Here is a 22,364-nt window from a genome sequence, read left to right as displayed (position 1 = left end):
TACTCTGAAAAGTTATGCAGGAATCACAATTTGGAGGTAAGAGGGAATAAGGGACAGGGGAAACCTACAGCTTAAAAGCGTGGGATTGTAACAGTGAACAGTTGTCTGACTGTTAGCTGATTTTTTTCAAGATAACTTTGTCAAGAATCCCAACAGTTTTTTGGTATTTGATGTTAAGAGTGTACGACGATAAGCATCAGCTGCTTTTTTAATAGCTTCGGCTTGAGTGGGATAAGGATGAATTACACTGCTTAACTTACTTAAACCGAGCTTATTCACTATTGCTGTAGTCACAACTGATATCATCTCACCTGCGTGATTAGCGACAATAGTTGCGCCAATAATTTCATCAGACCCTTTTTTATGGTGGATTTTGAGAAATCCTGACTCTTCACCATCTGCGATCGCGCGATCTACACTACTAAAAGGTATTTTGATTGTCGTCACCTCAATACCCAATTTCTGCGCCTCGTGTTCGTACATGCCTACGTGGGCAATTTCTGGGTCAGTATAAGTTACCCAAGGCATCACCAAACTGCTAAGTTTCGAGCGTCCTAAGCCAAAGGGAGAAAACAGCGTATTTTTAATTACAATTCGCGCCGCAGCATCAGCAGCATGGGTAAATTTCCAGTTCATGCAGATATCGCCAGCCGCATAAATTTTGGAATTCGTCGTTTGGAGATAATCATTTACCTTCACACCTTGACGTAAGTCGTATTCTACACCCACTGCTTCTAAATTTAGATTTTCTACATTTGGCGATCGCCCCGCACCGACTAAAATTTCATCTACTGTCACCGAATCTCGATGACTATTAGAAGAAAAATAAAGCCGTTTCCCCTCAGTAACAGTTACTACTTCTTCCAACTTGGAATTCAACACTACGCGAATTCCTTCCCTAATCAAAACCTTTTGCAGAATTTCAGCAGCTTCAGCGTCTTCTTTATTTAGAAGATGCGAACCGCTATGGAAAAGTACCACCTCAGAACCCAAACGCCGGAAAGCTTGCGCCAATTCGCAACCAATGGGGCCGCCACCAATCACCGCTAAACGTTCCGGCCGTTGAATTAGGGAAAAAACCGTCTCATTAGTTAGATAACCCGCCTTTTCAATTCCTGGAATCGACAGTTGTGCGGCTCTTGCGCCAGTAGCAATTACAGCTTTTTTAAACCGCAGGGTTTTACCGCCAACTTCCACGGTATTTTTACTTGCAAATCGACCGCTACCCAAAAAGACATCGACACCCAACTTTTGAAACCGCTCCGCCGAGTCGTTGTGGCTGACATCAGCCCTGATTCGCCGCATCCTTGCCATGACTTGGGGAAAATCAACATCTATATTATGTTGGGGAATATTAACTCCCAAGTCTTTAGCATCCCAGATTTCGCCAATGGTGCGGGCAGACCGAATAATAGTTTTAGATGGTACACAACCAACATTTAAGCAATCTCCACCCATGAGATGCTTTTCAATTAACGCCACTTTTAAACCCAAATCTAGACCCGCAGCCCCCGCCGCCACCACTAATCCCGCCGTACCAGCCCCAATTACTACCAAATCGTAAATATCTGCCGGTTGAGGATTAACCCAATTTGGGGGATGGACGTAAGACACCAACTTTTGATTATACTCATCCGTTGGGCGAACTGTGACTCTCTCTAAATCTGAATTAGTCATTGGCGAAACCTCTTTTAAGAATTAAAAATACTAAAGTCAACTACCTTGGGGAGGAATTGAAAATTAATAATCCTGATAAATTTAGGTGGCTCAGTCTCTTGTTTTTTATGTTTGTTTAATAACAAATACAACCTTTGACTTGTTTTGTCCGTTTGGGAATTGACAGATACGATTAAAGTTTTGCTGTATAAACGTTTCAACAATCGATAATTTACAGCAATTTGCTGTTGAATAGTCCACAGTAGAGTACCTACAATTCTTCTTCTAAAGCTTTGCGTGCAATCCGGGTTATATAAACTGTAACGGCTACTGTCGCAATCAAACCCAAAATCCGAATTGCCCATTGTAAATTTGGGTTAGTCGGTTGAGTTTCAGTACCAATCGCAGCAAGATTACCTGCAAGAGAACCTATGTAAACGTACATAATGGTTCCGGGAATCATGCCTACAGAGCCGATGAAGTAATCTTTAAGTGAAACTCCCGTGATACCAAAAGCATAATTTAATAAATTGAAAGGAAATATTGGGGAGAGTCGCGTTAGCAAGACGATTTTTAATCCTTCTCTGCCAACAGCTTGGTCAATGGCGGCAAATTTTTTGTTATCTGCGATTTTGCCAGCAACCCAGTTCCTTGCTAAATAACGTCCCACAAGGAAGGCAGCAGTAGCACCAAGTGTTGCACCGATAAACACGTAGAGAGAACCCCAAACTGCACCAAAAATTACACCTGCTCCCAAGGTAAGAATAGAACCAGGGAAAAAAGCGACGGTGGCGGTAATGTAAAGTGCAATAAAAGCGATCGCTCCTACAGTACCAAGGCGATCGATCCATTGCAACGCATCTCGTAAAATTGTTTGGGGATTAAAAGAATTGGTATTTACAGAGTCTTGTGCTAAGGCAAAGTCTGTGTTTAACAAAAAAATAAAGCTAAGTATTAGTAATATTAATACAATAAATCTCAAAGGCTTGTAGAAATTTGCAATATTAAATAGATTTTCTGTGAAGTGCTTTTTCATTTTACCTTAAGAAAAAACAATTTAAGACTTAACTTAATAACACATTTCTTACTTTTTAATACAAAGTTATCAAACGTATTATTGTTTAAAGAGCATATTAAAGCCTTAAAAACAAATTGTAACAAAATTATTACAGCTTGTATTCATTACAAATTACGGTTAATGTACCAAGGCGAAGGCCATTACGAATTGCGAATTATTATAAGTTTCTACTATTTAATTAAACGGTTAATTTCTTGTTGTGTGAATGGATTTTTACTAGCGCTTAAAACTTTTACCCAACCTTGGCGTTGTGATTTCATTTCTTTATCGTCAGTCTGAGCGATGAATACTTGAAAGTCTTCAATTGCGCCTTTAGTGTTCCCTGTTAACATCCTGGCAAAACCACGACTATCACGAATATTACCATCATTAGGAGCAAGCGCTACAGCAGTTTCACAGGCAGACAACACATCTTTGGCATGACCCTGCTGAATACCTTGCACACAGAGGTTCCAAAAATCTACATAAATTTCTCCGTTGGAAGTGAATTGTTGGGCTTTAGTATAAGCGGCTACTGCTTCTTTAAACTTACGTTCCTCTATAAGTTTATTTCCCTTATAAACCAGCAGCGAAACAGCTTTTGTCTTTAGCTCAAATTCAAAGCTAGGGTCTAATTGCAATGCAGTTTGAAAAGCAGCAACAGCACCATCAATATTGCCTATCTGTGCTAGCTCCTTACCCTTGTCAACTTGATTTGCAGCTTCTACCAATGGCTTTGCCTTTGCCTCTGGGTCAAATTTTAAGTTGGGATTCCACTTCAAAGCTTTACGGAAGGTTGTAACTGCTGGTTGAGCATAACCTTTTCTTGCTTGCTCCTCACCTTCCCTAATCATAAATGGCGCTGCTGCCATCAAAATAGATTGATTTTGGCATACTGATAGTTTTTCCAAGTCTTGGGGATGTGTAACAAGATAATCATGTAACCAGTTACAACTCCGAGCCAACAGTTCATCTAAGCTTTCCACTGGCCACACCCGCGCTGTTTTGTCATAACTAGCAGTGACAATTAGCTTGCTATCAGGGCTAAAACTGGCATTAATAACCCCACCCTGATGCCCTTTGAGTTGGGCTAACAGCTTACCTGTTGTGTCCCACACCCGTGCTGTCTTGTCATCACTGGCAGTAACAATCAGCTTACTATCAGGGCTAAAACTGGCATTAATAACCCCACTCTGATGCCCTTGGAGTTGGGCTAACAGTTTACCCGTTGTCTCCCATACCCGTGCTGTGTTGTCAGTACTTGCAGTCACAATCAGCTTGCTATCGGGGCTAAAACTGGCATTGTTGACAAAATTCTCATGCCCTTTGAGTTGGGTTAACAGCTTACCCGTTGTGTCCCACACCCGTGCTGTGTTGTCATAACTGGTAGTGACAATCAGCTTGCTATCAGGGCTAAAACTCGCATTGGTGACCCCATACTGATGCCCTTTGAGTTGGGCTAACGGCTTACCCGTTGTGTCCCACACCCGTGCTGTGTTGTCATGACTGGCGGTAACAATCAGCTTGCTATCGGGGCTAAAACTAGCATTGTAGACAAAATTCTCATGCCCTTTGAGTTGGGCTAACAGCTTACCCTTTGTATCCCACACTCGCGGTGTGTTGTCATCACTAGCAGTGACAATCAGCTTGCTATCAGGGCTAAAATTGGCATTTCTGACTGCTCCCTGATGCCCTTTGAGTTGGGCTAACAGCTTACCCTTTGTATCCCATACCCGCGCTGTCTTGTCTTCACTGGCAGTAACAATCAGCTTACTATCAGGGCTAAAACTCGCATTGTTGACCTCTCCCTGATGCCCTTTGAGTTGGGCTAACAGCTTACCCTTTGTATCCCACACCCGCGCTGTCTTGTCATAACTAGCAGTGACAATCAGCTTGCCATCAGAGCTAAAACTAGCATTGTTGACCCCATCCTGATGCCCTTGAAGTTGGATTAACAGCTTAGGCGTTGTGTCCCACACCCGCGCTGTGTTGTCATAACTAGCAGTGACAATCAGCTTGCTATCGGGGCTAAAACTAGCATTGGTGACCACTCCTTGATGCCCTTGAAGTTGAGTTAACAGCTTACCCGTTATGTCCCACACCCGTGCTGTCTTGTCATGACTGGCAGTGACAATCAGCTTGCTATCAGGGCTAAAACTGGCATTGATAACCCATCCCTGATGCCCTTTGAGTTGAGCTAACAGTTCACCCGTTGTCTTCCACACCCGCGCTGTCTTGTCATAACTAGCAGTAACAATCAGCTTGCTATCGGGGCTAAAACTCGCATTTCTGACCACATCCTGATGCCCTTTGAGTTGGGCTAACAGCTTACCCGTTGTGTCCCACACCCGCGCTGTCTTGTCATCACTAGCAGTGACAATTAGCTTGCTATCGGGGCTAAAACTGGCATTAATAACCCCACCGTGATGCCCTTTGAGTTGGGCTAACAGCTTACCCGTTGTGTCCCACACCCGGGCTGTCTTGTCAACGCTAGCAGTGACAATTAGCTTGCTATCGGGGCTAAAACTGGCATTGTAGACCACATCCTGATGCCCTTTGAGTTGGGCTAACAGCTTACCCGTTGTGTCCCACACCCGCGCTGTCTTGTCATCACTAGCAGTGACAATCAGCTTGCTATCGGGGCTAAAACTAGCATTTCTGATCTCACCCTGATGCCCTTTGAGTTGGGCTAACGGCTTACCCGTTGTGTCCCACACCCGCGCTGTCTTGTCAACGCTAGCAGTGACAATCAGCTTGCTATCAGGGCTAAAACTGGCATTAATAACCCATCCCTGATGCCCTTTGAGTTCGGCTAACGGCTTACCCTTTGTGTCCCACACATGCGCTATGTTTTCAACCCTGGCAGTGACAATCAGCTTGCTATCAGGGCTAAAACTGGCATTGTAGACTGCTGGTCCCTGATGCCCTGTAAGCTGCGTCCGTTCTCGAATCTCATCTAGAATCGTTTGTAAAGCCAATATTGGGCTAGCGGCTGGATATTGTTCTAGTGGGCGACCATCCTTAACCATTGATTGCAACCCTTGTCCCGTACTTATGGCTGAGAGTAATGCTTGCAACCCAAACTGCTGTTGGGCTGCAACTCCCTCTCGCTCTAGCCTTGTGCCTTCTTGGGCTTCTTGAATAGTTTTGTTTGCCCAGACTCCAGCTATTGCTGCTGATACCAATGTCAGACCCAGCACGCCAAAACCAATGCGAACCATCTGTCTTGCCTGCTGTCCAGCTTTCACCAATCTTTGATTCGCTGCTTCAGCTTCGCGGCTTTTACTAATGTAGTTCTGCTGCTGTTGAGTTGCTTGGGGTTGTTGAGCAGCACTAGAGACAAGCCATTGCTCTGCTGCGTCTAAATCAGTTCCACGTAGCAAAAAGCTATCGTTACGTCCCTTGTTCTCCCACTCCAGCGCCCGAATTAGCAAGCGCGTATGCCCGCGCACATATTCTAAATTCGTATCAATTGCTTTAATTAGCTGGGGAAAAACAGTGTCGAAATCATCTTGTTCTCGAAAGAACAGCCAGTTGTGCTTGGCAAGGGCAGGATTAACCTGCTCCATGTCGAAGCCTTCTCGCCGCACAATTGGCACGAGGCGCTTATTATTTTTGACAGCGTGTTCAATCTCTTGATGGCAAACTTTAGAGGCAACCGAATCTGGGCTAATTACAAAGACAAATGTGTTAGTTGCTTCAATCCCCACTTGAATTTCTGCCCACCAATCGGCTGTCAAAGGAATATCTTTCCAGTCAACCCAGGTTTCACGATTCTGAGCTTTGAGGGCGTTTTGGAGAATAACAGCGAATTCCTTGTCTCTGCGCGAATAGGAGATAAAAACGTCTGTCATCTGATTTGCTAAGTCTAGGTTTAGCTTAATTTAGAATAGGGAAACTACTAAGTAGGAGGCAGGAGGCAGGAGGCAGAGGGTAAAATCCTTTGCAGGAAAAGGATTCGCTGGTTTAGATTTTAGATTTAATTATGTCTGTTTTATTTTTATTGACAACTGCGATCGCTCACATTGAAATTTGATTGTATAGCAGGGAACTACTCACTTACTACACTGTAAAATAACATGGTTCTCGCCATCAATTTCAGGTTATTTTAAAGCTGAGTTTCATCATTGATAATTTCTACTAATGCTACACTTTTAGCTAATGCTTTCTGAGCAACTTTTGTGATATATACAGTCACGGCAACGGTAGCAATCAACCCAACTACTTGCATTATCCATTGCCAGACTTGAGTTTCTGGAGTAGTTGGTTGATGAGATGTGTTAATCATGGCAAGATTACCAGCTAACGAAAGTAATGTTGCTAAGTTGTAGATGGCTATGTAAGCGATAGGCCCAAAAACTCCAAGACTCTCAACCCAAATGATTGATGTCTGTAAAAATCCTTGAAAATTTAACTGTTTAGCAGCAATTATTAGAGTGACAATCAGGCAACTTAGGAGTAGTAATTTGAGTTTGGAATTTAATATAGCGGTTATCAGTCTACTTCAGTACAGTAGGAGAGAGCAATTCTACTGATAATTGGTGGTGATGAAAGCCTACTCTCTCGACTTGCGTCAAAAAATAGTTGATGCTTATGCCTGCGGTGACATTTCCCAACGAAAACTGGCTAAAAACTTTGGTGTCACCTTAAGTTTTGTGCAAAATTTACTCAAACGCCATCGAGAATTGGGGATGATAGGCCCCAAGGTGCGGACTGAGCAGACAGCAACAAAGTTGAATGCTGAACAGTTAGAAATCCTGCGCCAACTCGTCATAGCACAGCCCGATGCGACGTTAAGCGAATTGCGGGAACGACTTTACGAGAAAACAGAGGTCTTAATTGGGGTAGCTACGGTGAATCGGATGGTTCGCTGGAAACTTCACCTCAACCTCAAAAAAAAAGTCTCCACCTCACAAAAAAAGGTAGTGATGAAGTCCAACTAGCCCGATTTGAGTACTGGAAACTCTTGAGGGGGATACCCGTCGAAGAGCTGATTTTCTTAGATGAATCGGGAGTTAATCTGTCCTTCATCCGCAAATGTGCCCGCGCCTTGCCTGGCCTTCGGGCCTATGCTCAAAAGCCCAACCGCAAAGGGAAAAATGTCTCGGTAATTGGTGCAATTAGCTTGAAAGGACTGCTCACCCAATGGAGTGGCTTAGGTTCTATCGATGCTTTGACTTTTGATGCCTTCATCGCCCAAAAGCTCGTACCCAAACTTTGGCCTGGTGCAGTGGTGATCATGGATAACTGCTCAATCCATAAAAGTGATGAACTTGAAGCTTTGCTCATCGCTGCTGGCGCTCATCTCATTTATCTCCCCCCCTATTCTCCGATTTTTCACCGATTGAGAATTGTTGGTCCAAGATTAAGAACATTCTCCGTCGCATCGGTGCAAGGACATACCCTGATTTACTCCAGGCATTAGATACGGCATTCGCAGAAGTGACAATAGAGAATTTGCTGGGTTGGTTTACTCACTGCTGCTACTGTACCTCACAAGACTGATAACCGCTATAACCCTCTTCTGTCACTCTCCGAGATAAGCAAGTAGTAAATAAGTGAAATCATCCAGAAGCAAAAAAGGGTTTAAATTGGTTCATGGCACAAATTAAATGATTAAATCCTAGCAATAAATGAGAATTTGGAAAAATATCTAACCAGGGATAAATCAGCCAAAATAGTAAAAGAGGTTGGACAATTAAACGAAGATTATTAAGAGTATTCTTCCATCCAGAATTATGATTCCATTGTTGATGATGAGAAAAATCTACACAATTAACATAACTAGTACCTATCACCTCAGTTTCAATTTGAAGAGATTGATTTAAGGCTAAAAAGGCTGGGGAATTTAGACTAATCATTGTGTAAACACAAAAAATAATTTCCCACCATCTCTCTATATGTTGAAAATTTGTCAAGCGATAATCTGTCCAGCCGAGTTCCTGTTTACATTGTCGAAACCCATATTCTACCCAGGTTCTTAATCCATATAAATCGCCTAAAGTTTTTTTGAGATTTCCTTGAAGATTCGTCATGACAAATGAAGTGGAATTATCCGGCATTGTTTCTGGATCAGTAGTTATTTCCCAGTAAGTTATGGCTCTTTTTTTACCATAAATTATTTCTCGGATATATCTGATTTCGGATTTTTTATTACTAAATGTTCTCTCAAATTTGCACCACTTGTTAGCTCTAACGCTCTGATTAGCTGGTAGCCAGACTCCGTGATTACTTCTAATTGCTACAACATAAGCTAATTCATATTCATTGAGCTTTTTGATGAATTTGCTACTTTCACCATATAAACTATCGGCTAATACTAATTCAATATTAAACCCCTCATTTATTAATTCTGTAATAATTTCTGACGCTAACTCTATTTTGGTTTTATATTTATCTCCTGATTTGAGCGTCCCTTTCGGTTTAAATACTTTGAAACTTAATGGAAATGTTACATTTTCATAAACTCCATAAGCATTGACTGATACTATTCCATTATCTATTTTTCCTACACTCCCTAGATATTGTCTTGCAACATAATCTGTCTTTTTACCTTTTTTCCTATCTCCAGTTTCATCTATTACTACGGTTATCGCCTGACTATTTAATGCTTTCTTTAATTTATCTAATCTTCGGCTCTTTAATTTATTTGCTGACCAATCTGAATAGGCTATGAAATGATGTAATGACTGTGCCGAGTTTATACTTACTACTTTGGCTATTTCTGGTAATGATTTTCTTTTTATTGGTGCAATTATCCCTAAATGTAAATATTTGAAGCATTCATAATTTCTTACTTCTTTGAACAGGTCTTTATACTCTGCACAATATTCATCTATGATCGCAACTGTTGGCTGGGCATCTCTTGCCAAATGTTTTAGGATTTGTAATTCTACATCCATTGCCCTGCTTACCTGAAGAGAGTTTTTTCTTTTAATCCTTTTATTCAGAATACTCGGAAAGTGACAGAAGAGGGATAAACGCTTCTTCCTTTTTATAAATTTGACCTTCTGAGGCTCAATGTTGACCTTCTGAGGCTCAATGTTGACCTTCTGAGGCTCGATGTTGACCTTTTGAGGCTCGATGTTGACCTTCTGAGGCTCAATGTTGACCTTCTGAGGCTCAATGTTGACCTTCTGAGGCTCAATGTTGACCTTCTGAGGCTCGATGTTGACCTTTTGAGGCTCGATGTTGACCTTCTGAGGCTCGATGTTGACCTTCTGAGGCTCGATGTTGACCTTCTGAGGCTCAACTTTGAAACTTGTCCTCAAATCCAATGCCCCTAAGATATACTACCCAGATGAGAAACAGCTTAAATTCTCTTAAATTTTTCTCGGCAATACCAGCGACGAATTCGCTCAGGTGAAACGCCGAGTAAATAAGCAATAATTACTATTTGATTAAGTAGCGTAGTTTTTAATACTCCCTTTTGCAACCATCTACGCGCTGAAGTAAGAACAGGTGTAGGAATAATTACAATGCGTCCGATGCGTTTTAATCGGTGCATGAGTTCAAAGTCTTCCATGATAGGCAATTCAGGAAAGCCGCCTATTTGCTGAAATACTTCCTTAGTTAAAAAAATTGCTTGGTCGCCGTAGGGCATTTGGCAAAAATGCGATCGCACATTTACTCCCCACTCCACCCATCGTAAACTTAAAAGTGACGCATCAATCCGCAAGTTAAAAGCACCAGCCACAATCCCAGGTTGTTGTAGCGCTGTGCAAATTATCTCATCAAACCCAGTCGGTAAACGGGTATCTGCATGAAGAAATAACAGAATCTTGCCGCTAGCAGCTACTACACCCGCGTTCATTTGCACAGCACGACCGGGAGATGATGAGATAACTTTGACATTTAAAGACTGAGCTATTTCTATAGTGTCATCTTTAGAGCCACCATCTACTATGATTACTTCTATATTTGTATTCGGTTGAGTAGTTACAATTGCTTCTTTGATATTCTCTGCTTCATTAAGAGTCGGAATAATAATAGAAATTCGGCGTTGCATAATAGGGTATGAACATAGGGTGCTAAAACATGAATTGTTCTGAATGTGGCTCTCATGATATCCGTAATAATGGGATAAAATGAGGTAACTAGAATAAGATTTACATGACTAGAGTAGAAGGTGAAAACACCCGTTTACGTCATTATTTAGCACGACTGCACGCAAAACACTATGTTATTCTAAGCCCGAAGAAATACTGAAATACTCTATTCGATTATTACTTTACTACTTGAAGTATCGTTTTATCCTGGTGTTCAATTAATTCATACCGCACTCAGCAACGCCGAGTTTTTTAAAAGATATATTTATGTAGGTTGGGTGGAGTGAAACGCAACCCAACATTACCACCTTATTTATTTTGGGTTACGCGATCGCTGCACCCAACCGATAAAACTACGGTTCTCAAGGTAGACAAGGTTTAAATAAATCCCCGTCTGAAAATGTCTTTATAATTAACAACTCATCATGAAAACTAGTATTTTTTACCGCCTGTGCCACACCCTGACAAATAGTCGAATGGGGCTATTGCTGGTCGGTCGAAGGCGCGGCATCGGCGGATGGAGAAACTGAAGCTCTGAGTTTCCTATGGAATGCTGGGACGAGATGCCCTGCTTTACGGATTTAGAATTGCTCAGTTTCTTTTAATTAGGCGCTCTTACCCCATTTTGTCCCAATGCAGAATAGTCTCTGGCTGGGAAGAGGCTGGCTTGACTATTTACATCATACTTAAATCCTTGAACAGGAACAATTTGCTTGAACGTAATTCCTTGAGCGGGAGCAGGTGATATTCTTGCGTTTCTGCCATAAGCATCTGTATAGATTACTGAATTTGCAGAATTACTAAATGCAAGACCAGAAAAGTGAGTTTCTCTTTGAGTTGTTCCTCGAAAGGGCGATCGAGGGTCGTCCCACTCTACTTTACTACCAGCAGCTAATGTTTCTTCGCAAATTAGAGTTGTAGAAAGAGGATGCGCTGGGTCGTAGCAGTTATTCACAGTCCTATTGATCTTCGTTGTGGTAGACGGATCATAAAAACGGGAAGGATTTGTGATGTTAAAGTAAAAACTTTTTCCAGCAAAGCCAGTAAGCCAAGATTCAGTATTTCTTGTATTTACATCTGCCGTTTTTTGATCAACTGTCCCACGCTGGTAACAACCAGCAGTCGGAATGGCGCGATGGGCATCACCATAGGGTTGATTCGTAGGGGAGGGAGTAATACCAGGATTTACCGATAAGTCACACAAAGAAGTTTCAGGTTCTTTAAATTCTCCGGCAGCACCAAACAAAGCAAAATGCTTTAAATTGAAGGGTTCAAGCCCATCACATTTACCAGATGCAAACATTTCATGGGCTGTATTTGCTAGCGCATCTGGCGAATGTGTACCCATGTGCAGTTTGAAACTAACGTCACAGGATTTAATTAAACTGGTGTTGCTGGCATTGAGCATCTGCCAATTGTTGGCAACAAAAGACTTATGCCCAAAGTGATCTTCATTCCGATAAACAGATTGATTTGCTAGTTGCTCATTTACATAGCCAAAAGCTGGCATCCCTGCAATATTAAATACCTCTGAACTGAGTGGATCGTCGCCATGCTCGTGACCATAAGTACAATACACATTTGTTTCAGGGTTAAAATCTACAGGCGGATGCCATGTGGGGTATACTTTGCCATCATCGCCATTGGTAAAATAAGTATCGTGCATCCACTTGGGGCATTCCCATGTTTTGCCAGGAGACCAAAGCCCATAGGATCTGGCCAGAATCTGGGAACTGGCTGGTAGTAAGCTTTGTGTTCGTATCGGTCTGCCAGAAATCGGAATAACAGGCGAACCTTGGTTGATATCGCTGGATTGGATTTTTTGTATCTCGTCAATTTTTTGCACTGTATCCTTTGCCCAGAAGGCAAACCAATTAAAGCGCATAGAACTGTTAGAGCCTGTAAACCTAATGACAAGGTTTTGTTTTCCCTTTGCAAGGCTGCTATTCAAAGGACACGGAACTGTACGGTAGTCTGACAGAGAACCAGTGCTGTTGATGGTACAGCTCCCCACCACAGAGCCGCTCACTGAACCTAAGCGCACTTCAACGCTGTTTGTCCCAGAAGGCAAAGCGATACGCAGCATCAATGCCTCTACACCACTACCTAAGTCAAGGTTGTTGTATATTGCATAGTTACCATTGGCGGTGTTAGTTAGTTCCTGGGTTTGCTCTGTATACCCAATATCAAAAGGATTTTCGCTACGCTCCCAATAGTCTCCCCAGGCTGTGTTTAGTCCAGAACGAAACGATGAGTTGAGAGCATCTACACGCTCAAATACGGGCCAAGGTGCCAGCGCGCTCGACGGAATAGTCAATGTGCTGGTAGCCGCTACAACCTTCAGTGGCTGCAAAACCGGAATATTTAATACATGACTAATGCCGGATAAGCTCAGTAGTAACAGTAACGTAATAGCAGTGTGCAGAAAAAATCTGCTTAATTTAGGGTTCACATCATTTATCCTCTGAAATTAAACGGCGTTGCTGAATCAAAACAAAACACAAACAAACTAGCCGCAGTCAACAGGCTGCCAGTTACTACATCTACTAATGACTCTTGAAATATGCCAGAGATAATAGATTAGAGATTGAACTAACAACTTCAGTATTTATTCGGGTGAAAAAATTTTGAAAATGTGATGACTTCAAAATGTGATGACTATCACTTTTTCATTAATCTAGGCTAGGCATCCTTCCTTTGTTACTACGCAGAGAGTATATCAGGGATCAAACCGTTCGAGAACCATATATAATTAATTTTGTAATTTTGTCTGATTATTTATAAGCTTAGATTCTGACCTATTTACAACGAAAAATATCTCAAAATACCATTATCAGTTTAAATTTACGTTAAGAGTGCAATCTGCGATCGCCTGCTTGAAGCTTTTTGCACAGAGGCTTTGCCTGTTTTCAGATATGTTTTATCAAAGCTTTCGTTGCTTGATGGGTTGAGCCGGATTACCTGCATAAATGGTCATCGACTGTAGCGATTTTCCAGCAACGCCACCTAATGTTAGTACTGCTCCTCGACCAACAGTGACTCCTGGCCCAATTACAGACTTGGCAGCAATCCAACTACTCTCTTGAATATTGATTGGGGCAACAATTAATTTAAAATCGGGATGATTCCAATCATGATTTCCGGTGCAGAGATAGACCATTTGAGATAGGCAAACATGGCTTTCAATAGTGACACAAGCGAGGTTATCTATCCATACATTTTCCCCAATCCAAACAAAATCACCAATGTCTAACCGCCAGGGAAATTTTACCCGCACTCCAGGTTTAATGCGAACACCTTGACCTACTTTAGCCCCAAAACTGCGGAGTACCCAAATCTTAAAAACTGAAAATGGTAACCAATAACTTTCAACTAAGGCTGATCCAACAAAATACCAGAGAAGTTGTTTCCAGTATGGTGCTCCTGGAGTATAGTCGTTAACAGTATATTTATTTAGGCGCATACAGTGATTAAATTTATCGAAATAGCATTCAGAAGCCAGAATTTAACATGAATTCTATACGACTAGCAGACTTTGACTTCGGTGTGACACTTCAACAAGGCTTGGTCGAACGCTGAATAGATGGTTTTCAGATCCACCAAATCGTAGATTTAGTGGTCAATCTTTGTAGCTGTAGGTCTGAATCTCCTACTGATATTTACTGAGTGTATCGAAATATTGTAAATATTTATAAAATTTAAAATAAATTCTTAATATAGCGGTTATCAGTCTTGTGAGGTACAGTAGCAGCAGTGAGTAAACCAACCCAGCAAATTCTCTATTGTCACTTCTGCGAATGCCGTATCTAATGCCTGGAGTAAATCAGGGTATGTCCTTGCACCGATGCGACGGAGAATGTTCTTAATCTTGGACCAACAATTCTCAATCGGTGAAAAATCGGGAGAATAGGGGGGGAGATAAATGAGATGAGCGCCAGCAGCGATGAGCAAAGCTTCAAGTTCATCACTTTTATGGATTGAGCAGTTATCCATGATCACCACTGCACCAGGCCAAAGTTTGGGTACGAGCTTTTGGGCGATGAAGGCATCAAAAGTCAAAGCATCGATAGAACCTAAGCCACTCCATTGGGTGAGCAGTCCTTTCAAGCTAATTGCACCAATTACCGAGACATTTTTCCCTTTGCGGTTGGGCTTTTGAGCATAGGCTGAAAGGCCAGGCAAGGCGCGGGCACATTTGCGGATGAAGGACAGATTAACTCCCGATTCATCTAAGAAAATCAGCTCTTCGACGGGTATCCCCCTCAAGAGTTTCCAGTACTCAAATCGGGCTAGTTGGACTTCATCACTACCTTTTTTTGTGAGGTGGAGACTTTTTTTTTGAGGTTGAGGTGAAGTTTCCAGCGAACCATCCGATTCACCGTAGCTACCCCAATTAAGACCTCTGTTTTCTCGTAAAGTCGTTCCCGCAATTCGCTTAACGTCGCATCGGGCTGTGCTATGACGAGTTGGCGCAGGATTTCTAACTGTTCAGCATTCAACTTTGTTGCTGTCTGCTCAGTCCGCACCTTGGGGCCTATCATCCCCAATTCTCGATGGCGTTTGAGTAAATTTTGCACAAAACTTAAGGTGACACCAAAGTTTTTAGCCAGTTTTCGTTGGGAAATGTCACCGCAGGCATAAGCATCAACTATTTTTTGACGCAAGTCGAGAGAGTAGGCTTTCATCACCACCAATTATCAGTAGAATTGCTCTCTCCTACTGTACTGAAGTAGACTGATAACCGCTATAACTACTGACTAATTAAGTTTTAAATTTCTCAGCTTCTATAAGTCGAATGCTCAAGAGTATTTCTGCCAGAACACGCTGAAAAGCATAGTAGCAACCATGCCAACCATCTAGAATACCGCCTTTGATAATCAAGCAATACAATAAAATTATAAAAGGTGCAATAATTTTTTGTTTGCGGATGCGATCGCCTAAACTAAGTTCACTAGTAGGAGTCTCTAGTAGTTTTTTTACTTCCAATACCATATAACGCTCCTGTGCCCATAACCAACGCTTTAGGGGTTTGCGATCATCGTGGTGAATATAGGCAGAAAGTGTTGCAGAGTTACCAAACATCTGCAAAAGTTGTGTGTGTCCATCATCAATGTACTTAGCCTTACTTTTACGAAAAAGCACTTGACGAGGTGGAAGTATGCTATTACGCATTGGTTTACCAAACACACAATACTTGAATCTGGCAAAATAGCCATCAATCTTTCCATCAATTGGTAGAGCAGCAATTTCCGAAATTAACTCATTAGTTAGTATATAGTCTGCATCTAGAGAAAGCACCCACGGCGACTGAACTTGCTCTAAACCATAATTCCACTGCCTAGTATGGGTATCAAATTCCTGTTGGAATACATGAACTTGTGAATAGGAGTTAAGAATTTCTAGAGTTTTATCACTACTATAACTATCAATAACTATGATTTTCTGTGCCCAAGTGAGTTGCTGGAGTGTGCGTTCAAGATTTGGGTCTTCATTATATGTGAGAATAAGAGGAGTAATCAGCTTTAGCATATAAAAAGAAAATCTCTCAGAATCAGCTCAATTACCGAGTAAAGTACTAGAACAAAGCTATAGACTTCCAAAGAAAGGGAAATCTACTTGCAAATTTAAATTTAATGTTTGTAATTATATTCCGATATCATCTCCATCAAAGGTTTTATGAGATAAAGATGATGATGTGATTGATTGGAAGATTGATATTTGTATTCGTATTGGTTAGTAATCTTTGAATTTATATGTTTAATCACCTATTATTTATCATTTACGTTAACGGGCAGTAGAAACAGTCTGACTTTCAATGATATCAGTATAAACTGAAATCAGTTTTGATGCGATACGATCCCAAGTATAATTTTCTAGTATAAATTTCTGGGCGCGATCGCCTCGCTTCTGTGCTTCTTCGGGACAATCTAAAACCTGCTGTATAGCAGCGGTGATCGCAGTTACCTGTAGTTCTGTAACATAGCCAAGATGTTGCTGTGCAACCAGATCAGCTAAAGCGATGCCAGGAGTAAGTAAGACTGGAAGACCGACAGCTAAAGCTTCTAAAGCTGCTACCCCAAAGTTTTCAGAGTAAGAAGTGAGAGCAAATAAGTCTGAGCCTTGCATTATTAAATCTTTGATTTCTCCCTTAACAAATCCTGTAATATGGGTGCGGTTTTTAATGCCATTGGATACGAGAAGTGATTTAATTTCACTTTCATATTCTTGTGAACCACTACCTGCTAACACAAATGTAAAGCGATAATCAGATAATTTTCCTAAAGCTGGAATCAAGTATTCTAAACCCTTTTTGTGATGCAGGCGAGATAAAAATAAAATAATTGGTTCATCATCTGGTAAGTTTAAGTATTGCCGCAAATGCTGACGCGCGTTAGGGTTAATATTAGGAATATCAACACCGTGCGGTAAAATAAAACTTGGGGAACTTAGATTTAACTGCGAAGCTTCTTGCTGTTCTTGCTTTGAGGTAAAATGTATAGATTTACTATAATTTAGATTGGCTTTTTCTATCAGTTGGAGATAAATTTGCTTTTTGCGAGAGCTTTGTTGTAAAGACCATTCACATAGCTGTCCTAAAGGGCGAACGATGTAAGGAACTCGTTGGAAACGAGCGATCGCCATTGCTACTGTAGAAGGATAGGAAAAAATAGCGTGGACGTGTAGTAAGTCATACTTAGAAACATTTTGCCACAACCATATAGTTAGCTCTCTAGAAAAGGCAAATTCTCTGATGGAGCCAACTTTAGGAGAAAAGCGCTTAAAGAAATTTACTGGCACTTGGTTGTACTCAATACGCCTACCAAGGGGTACATCAAGCAAATCATTACCATTATCATTAGTAGTAACAATTTCTGCTTCGATATTTTCATCTCTTAATGCTTTAACTACCTCTATTACTGCTTGACTTGGGCCACCTCTTACTGATGCTATTGAAGGAATAATATGAAGAATTTTCATTTTTATTCAAAATTGTGAGGTTTTTAACTATTAATTTAACTTTTTTTGGCAGTCCTCACAAGTTACCTTTAAAATTGAACAACTTTTTAGGCATAAGTTCGCTCTAGCCAATGTTGTAACATCATCAAACTCCAGTGCCGATACCAATGAGTAAGAGAAATATTATCGGGAACCTTTACATTATTAAAATGATTTTGTAAATCCCCAGAAATCCACTTGTCAACGGGAACATAAAATCCTTTTTTGGGACGGTTAACAACCCATTCTGGCAATTCAGGAACTGATTGAATTAATAGCTTTTTACCAATTGCTAAACGGATATTACTAGGAATAGAAGCTACTGCCTCAAATAGATTACGATCAACTAGGGGAACCCGTAATTCTAATCCCCAGTTCATGCTCATCACATCACTATCCCTTAACAGTTGATTACGCATATAGCAGGTTATTTCTAACAGACTTACTTCATCTTCTATTGTCAAATCTACTTTATGAGTATCAGTTGATGGAAAGATATAAGTAGTTAAAAGTTGATGAGGAATATATTGCTGCATAATTGCACATGCTTCTTTATGGGAGAAAATTCCTCTGAAAGTAGAATAGGCAGATGTAGAACTTGGAGCCTGCTCCAAAAAATCACCCAGTCGTTTAAGTTTTGGTGATTTTCCCCAACGCGATAATCCTTTACCTATATTTTTCCCTAGAACAGGAATTGCTTGCAATGTTTTACCCAATGCTACCATCTGGGGAATTTTTTCAAATGACTTATATCCACCAAAAATTTCGTCTCCACCTAGCCCAGATAGAACTACTTTCATGCCGTCTTCGTGGGCAATCTGTGATACAAAAAAAGTATTAAATCCATCAATACTGGGTTGATCAATAGCTTGTAGGAATTCAGGAAAGAACTGTTTCGCAATAGAGGCGGTAACTTTATATTCTGTATGTTTTGCTCCAAATAAATTGGCAATTTTTTTTGCAACTTCGCCTTCATTCCATTGGGTTTCTTCAAAAGCTATAGAGTATGTAGATAGCTGTTTGTTCTGCGCCTTTGTAGCTAGAGCTAGAATAGCTGTAGAGTCAATTCCACCACTAAGAAAAATGCCAACAGGCACGTCACTTACCAAGTGATGTTCGATTGTATCAACTAAAGCATTACGAACTTTTTCTTGGGCTTCTATTGGTGAAATTGCTTGTGGAGTAAAGTTAATTTGCCAATACTGTTGTTTTGTGACATGATCGCCTTGCCAATACAACCAATGACCAGCTGTTAAACAATGAATATCTGCAATCAGGGTATATGGTTCTGGAACTGAACCATATACCAGATAGCCATATAATCCTTCTGGACTCAAGTTAAGGGCAGGTAAACGAGATGCAAGGATAGCTTTAAGCTCTGAAGCAAAGACTAAAGTAGAACCAGATTTCCAATAGTATAATGGCTTGATTCCTAAAGGATCGCGAGCCATAAAGCAAGTTTTTTCCCAGTCATCCCAAATAGCAAAAGCAAACATACCTCTTAAATGTTCTAAACACTTAGAACCCATTCTTTGATAGAGCTTGAGGATAACTTCAGTATCTGTTTGGGACTGGAACTGCTCTCCTTGAGAAATGAGATTTTGCCGCAGTTGGGAAAAGTTATAAATTTCACCATTGAAAGTAATCCAGTACCGACCATCAGGTGTAGACATTGGCTGATGTCCAGCAGGGCTGAGATCCAAAATTGACAGACGAGTATGAGCAAGGGCTACTCGTCGATCCTCTGATATATAAGTACCTAAATCATCTGGGCCACGGTGCTTAATAGCATTTTGCATCTTTAGCACCAAATTTGCCAGATCCTGATTTATTTCCGTTTTAGTTAAAATTCCGGCGATACCACACATTTAAGACCTCTTAAGAAATACAGAAAATATAAATATGCAAAGTAATAGTAGATTAGCTTAATTTAGCGGCAAAGAATCTACAATCTTTCTTGACGCTAGCTACTCTTTGTACGACAGAGGTACCTATGGATTCGCATAAGTTTCTTAGAAAAGCAAGCTCTGGAAAGAAGTTTTTGAATCTTCAAATTTTTAGGAAACTTGATTGTTTTCCTTAAGGCATAACGAAGGCTGTTCTTTGGAAGCTCACCTTAAATTACCATCATTTACTTACTTTTATGTAAAATTCATTCTACTCGACAGCAAAGACACAATATCAAGTCTGGGAAAACTGCTTTTCTAAGTAATAATTAAGGCGTTGTTGAAAGCGTTCAAAACCAAATTTATCAATTACCCGCTTTCTTAATTCTTCTGGTTGATATATTAGAGGGTTAGGATATTTACCTTGGAGGATTTGAATTATAGCTTCAGCGATCGCCTCTACATCATCAGGGTCAATCAGTGCGCCTAATTCTCCTTGACATAGAGCATCAACACTTCCATCTTTATTCCCTGCCAAAGTAGGTTTACCACACGCCAGTGCTTCTAGGTAAACAATACCAAACCCTTCACCTCTACTTGGCATGGCAAACAGATCGCAAAGATTATAATAATCTCCCAGTTCTTCATCAGGAACGTAGCCAGTTAAGGTTACACAATCTTGAAGTTTAGACTCAGCAATTAACTGTTCAACTGCTGGTCGGTCAGTTCCTTTACCGACTATAACATAGTGTACATTTGGGATAGCTTGACGAATTTGTGGTAAGACGCTAAGGATTTTATTATAGCCTTTGTATTGCTCTGATTGAGAAAGCCGAGCCACAGTAAGAATAATTGGTTGCTGTGCATTTAAGCCATATCGTTGGAGGAGATAATCTGGTTTGGGTGCAATCCTAAAGCGATTGGGAGTGAAAGTATTAGGCAGGACGACAACTCTATCTGGCTGGAGATTTTGTTCTTTGAGTAGGCGATCGCGAGTGTAATTACTAACGGCTAGAATTAAGTCAGCATTCTTGAGGGCTTTTTTAAGGTTAGGATTTTGGATGTCCCAGGCTTCTATTCCATGTGCTGCAACCCAGTAGGGAATGCCAATTAACCGTTTCAATAGGTACGCTATCACACTAAAGTTGAGATGAGTAGAAAAGATAAGTTTTGGTCGTCGCCAAAGACCAAGACCAATCATTTGCGCTGCAAGTATTGGAGTACGTAGGGATAAAGGCCAATTACCGGTTGTATGAAAACACAAATTAGGTGACTTGGATGGCACATCTGTATCATGCTTAATTACAATATCGTAGGCACAATCGGGGTAGAGACTTTCAAATGCTTTTAAACATAAAGAAGAGTAACATTCAATTCCACCTGTTGAGTTGAATAGACCAGGAAACCAGAGATGATAGTGGTGGTTATGCTTACTAAAGTTTTTCTTATTCACTTTTTGTTATTAACTATCAGCAAATTAAGGGTAGGAAAATTTTTAGATAAGGTTTTGATCTATTTAGCTGTAACTTCCTCTTGTTTGGGGCGACATACATAATCAAGCGCCTGTCTCAAACCCTTGCTTGCATTAGCATAGCTGTATTGAGACACAATTTTTTGGCTTTCTTCTCCCCAACGATATAAACGCTGGCGATCAGAAAATGCTTCTTGCAGGCTAGAGGCTAAAGCTGACACATTACCAGCCGGAAATACAAGCCCATTGTGTTTATGATGAATCAAATCTTGGGCACAACCCACGTGGCTGCTGACAATTACTGGGCGAGACAAACACATTGCTTCGTTAATTGCCAGTCCCCAAGTTTCTGAAGCGCCGTAACTGGGCAATACAACTAAATCAGCAATAGCATAGGTGCGAGGCATCAAGCTTTGATTTTGAAAAGGAGCAAAATAGATATTTGCATGGTGTGCGGCTGCGGTTTTTAAGTCTGCCTCCAAAGAACCTGCACCGACAAATAGCAGCGATACTTGAGACAGGTTTGCTGTCAAAAAAGCTTGTAGCAAATCCAAAGGACGTTTTTTGGATTCAAATTTACCTGCAAATAGAATCACTGCATGATCCGATGGAACACCTAATTCTTGTTTCCATATAGTTGCCTGGTGTTTGGCACTCTCAGCTTGAGTAAAAAAGCGATCGTTATCAACAGCATGGGGAGAAAAAAATAGATGATTACTGGGTACACCATGATATTGAAAGTAGCCATAATTAGCTTTACCTACATAGAGGCAAGCAGCAAAGCGGCGATAAATCTGGGTAATAAACTGCTGACGCGCCCATGCTTTCATTCCAGTAGGTTGTAGTAGTCGATGGGAATCACCTCTAAATAGCAACGGTATCTCAGATGAATTCCATTTCCAGAGAAATTTATAGATGCTAGCGTAGTTGTAGGTCATCAAGAGAACTGCATCAGGATTATAAGCTTTCACTTGTGAGATTAAAGATGGATTTTGTAACCCCCAAAAATGATGAACTCCTGGTTTGTAACTAACATTTGGTACAAACTCGTATTGATATCCATCTAAGAGGGGAATATCCCACTGTAGAGCTTGCTGAAAGCCTGTATCAAGCTGCTGTGTAACACCGAAGTTCCACAAGTAAAATACCTTAATTTGCAAATTACCAGCACTAGCCAGGTAACGAAACCAAGGTGCGTAGTATTGTATTGGGTGAGATGTGATAATTGCCAGTTTTATCGTATTCATAAT

18 protein-coding genes and 1 pseudogene are annotated in these 22,364 nt (G+C 40.9%); 4 read left to right on the top strand and 15 right to left on the bottom strand.

Annotation, left to right across the window (positions count from 1 at the left end; genetic code table 11):
- Positions 1-126 precede the first annotated feature (126 nt).
- From FBB35_RS23680 to FBB35_RS23665, 4 genes are all read right to left on the bottom strand, one after another.
- The gene (locus FBB35_RS23680) at positions 127-1,677 is read right to left on the bottom strand and encodes a mercuric reductase (protein WP_174711679.1); all 1,551 of its coding nucleotides are present in this window, start codon (positions 1,675-1,677) and stop codon (positions 127-129) included.
- Positions 1,678-1,927: 250 nt separating this feature from the next.
- Positions 1,928-2,692, bottom strand: coding sequence for a TVP38/TMEM64 family protein (locus tag FBB35_RS23675; RefSeq protein ID WP_174711678.1), 765 nt, complete (start codon positions 2,690-2,692; stop codon positions 1,928-1,930).
- Between the two features lie 212 nt (positions 2,693-2,904).
- Positions 2,905-6,567, bottom strand: coding sequence for a TIR domain-containing protein (locus tag FBB35_RS23670; RefSeq protein WP_174711677.1), 3,663 nt, complete (start codon positions 6,565-6,567; stop codon positions 2,905-2,907).
- Between the two features lie 254 nt (positions 6,568-6,821).
- On the bottom strand, positions 6,822-7,208 hold the full coding sequence (locus FBB35_RS23665; protein ID WP_174713750.1) for a hypothetical protein: 387 nt from the start codon (positions 7,206-7,208) through the stop codon (positions 6,822-6,824).
- Positions 7,209-7,260: 52 nt separating this feature from the next.
- On the opposite strand from FBB35_RS23665, the gene FBB35_RS35055 reads away from it, so the two are divergent.
- Positions 7,261-7,656 (top strand): transposase, encoded by a 396-nt coding sequence (locus FBB35_RS35055; protein WP_254625668.1) that lies wholly within the window; start codon positions 7,261-7,263, stop codon positions 7,654-7,656.
- Between the two features lie 23 nt (positions 7,657-7,679).
- A complete protein-coding gene (locus FBB35_RS35050; protein ID WP_254625682.1) occupies positions 7,680-8,138 on the top strand; it encodes a transposase in 459 nt (152 codons plus the stop codon).
- A gap of 139 nt (positions 8,139-8,277) precedes the next feature.
- On the opposite strand, the gene FBB35_RS23655 is transcribed toward FBB35_RS35050, so the two are convergent.
- Positions 8,278-9,615, bottom strand: coding sequence for an IS701 family transposase (locus tag FBB35_RS23655; protein WP_174708167.1), 1,338 nt, complete (start codon positions 9,613-9,615; stop codon positions 8,278-8,280).
- Positions 9,616-9,786: 171 nt separating this feature from the next.
- Between FBB35_RS23655 and FBB35_RS23650 the strand changes: the two genes are divergently transcribed.
- A complete protein-coding gene (locus FBB35_RS23650; protein ID WP_174711676.1) occupies positions 9,787-9,999 on the top strand; it encodes a hypothetical protein in 213 nt (70 codons plus the stop codon).
- 26 nt (positions 10,000-10,025) lie between these two features.
- Here the strand turns inward: FBB35_RS23650 and FBB35_RS23645 are convergent, their stop codons facing one another.
- On the bottom strand, positions 10,026-10,721 hold the full coding sequence (locus FBB35_RS23645) for a TIGR04283 family arsenosugar biosynthesis glycosyltransferase (RefSeq protein ID WP_174711675.1): 696 nt from the start codon (positions 10,719-10,721) through the stop codon (positions 10,026-10,028).
- A 92-nt stretch (positions 10,722-10,813) separates the two neighbouring features.
- Here FBB35_RS23645 and FBB35_RS23640 point away from each other — a divergent pair.
- A pseudogene (locus FBB35_RS23640) lies at positions 10,814-10,983 on the top strand (IS1 family transposase); the annotation flags it as partial.
- A 379-nt stretch (positions 10,984-11,362) separates the two neighbouring features.
- Here FBB35_RS23640 and FBB35_RS23635 read toward each other — a convergent pair.
- The 9 genes from FBB35_RS23635 to FBB35_RS23600 form a co-directional block, all read right to left on the bottom strand.
- Positions 11,363-13,213 carry a carbohydrate-binding protein gene (locus FBB35_RS23635; RefSeq protein ID WP_174711674.1) on the bottom strand — a complete coding sequence of 617 codons (1,851 nt, stop codon included), beginning with the start codon at positions 13,211-13,213 and terminating at the stop codon, positions 11,363-11,365.
- Between the two features lie 471 nt (positions 13,214-13,684).
- Positions 13,685-14,224 (bottom strand): WcaF family extracellular polysaccharide biosynthesis acetyltransferase, encoded by a 540-nt coding sequence (locus tag FBB35_RS23630; protein ID WP_174711673.1) that lies wholly within the window; start codon positions 14,222-14,224, stop codon positions 13,685-13,687.
- A 263-nt stretch (positions 14,225-14,487) separates the two neighbouring features.
- Complete coding sequence (locus FBB35_RS35045; RefSeq protein ID WP_254625681.1) at positions 14,488-15,027, bottom strand: IS630 family transposase; 540 nt, start codon at positions 15,025-15,027, stop codon at positions 14,488-14,490.
- A 23-nt stretch (positions 15,028-15,050) separates the two neighbouring features.
- On the bottom strand, positions 15,051-15,446 hold the full coding sequence (locus FBB35_RS35040) for a transposase (RefSeq protein WP_254625668.1): 396 nt from the start codon (positions 15,444-15,446) through the stop codon (positions 15,051-15,053).
- 76 nt (positions 15,447-15,522) lie between these two features.
- Complete coding sequence (locus FBB35_RS23620; protein ID WP_174711672.1) at positions 15,523-16,290, bottom strand: glycosyltransferase family 2 protein; 768 nt, start codon at positions 16,288-16,290, stop codon at positions 15,523-15,525.
- A 255-nt stretch (positions 16,291-16,545) separates the two neighbouring features.
- Positions 16,546-17,739 (bottom strand): glycosyltransferase, encoded by a 1,194-nt coding sequence (locus tag FBB35_RS23615; protein WP_174711671.1) that lies wholly within the window; start codon positions 17,737-17,739, stop codon positions 16,546-16,548.
- Positions 17,740-17,825: 86 nt separating this feature from the next.
- Positions 17,826-19,625 (bottom strand): asparagine synthase (glutamine-hydrolyzing), encoded by a 1,800-nt coding sequence (gene asnB, locus FBB35_RS23610; RefSeq protein ID WP_174711670.1) that lies wholly within the window; start codon positions 19,623-19,625, stop codon positions 17,826-17,828.
- A 313-nt stretch (positions 19,626-19,938) separates the two neighbouring features.
- Entirely contained in the window at positions 19,939-21,096 is a 1,158-nt protein-coding gene (locus FBB35_RS23605) for a glycosyltransferase (RefSeq protein ID WP_174711669.1), read from the bottom strand.
- Positions 21,097-21,155: 59 nt separating this feature from the next.
- Positions 21,156-22,361 (bottom strand): glycosyltransferase family 4 protein, encoded by a 1,206-nt coding sequence (locus FBB35_RS23600; protein WP_174711668.1) that lies wholly within the window; start codon positions 22,359-22,361, stop codon positions 21,156-21,158.
- Positions 22,362-22,364: the final 3 nt, after the last annotated feature.

The sequence above is a fragment of the Nostoc sp. TCL240-02 genome (assembly GCF_013343235.1).
Classification (GTDB): domain Bacteria; phylum Cyanobacteriota; class Cyanobacteriia; order Cyanobacteriales; family Nostocaceae; genus Nostoc.
Note: the sequence above shows the minus strand (reverse complement) of the source record. Positions and strands in the feature narration are given on the sequence as shown.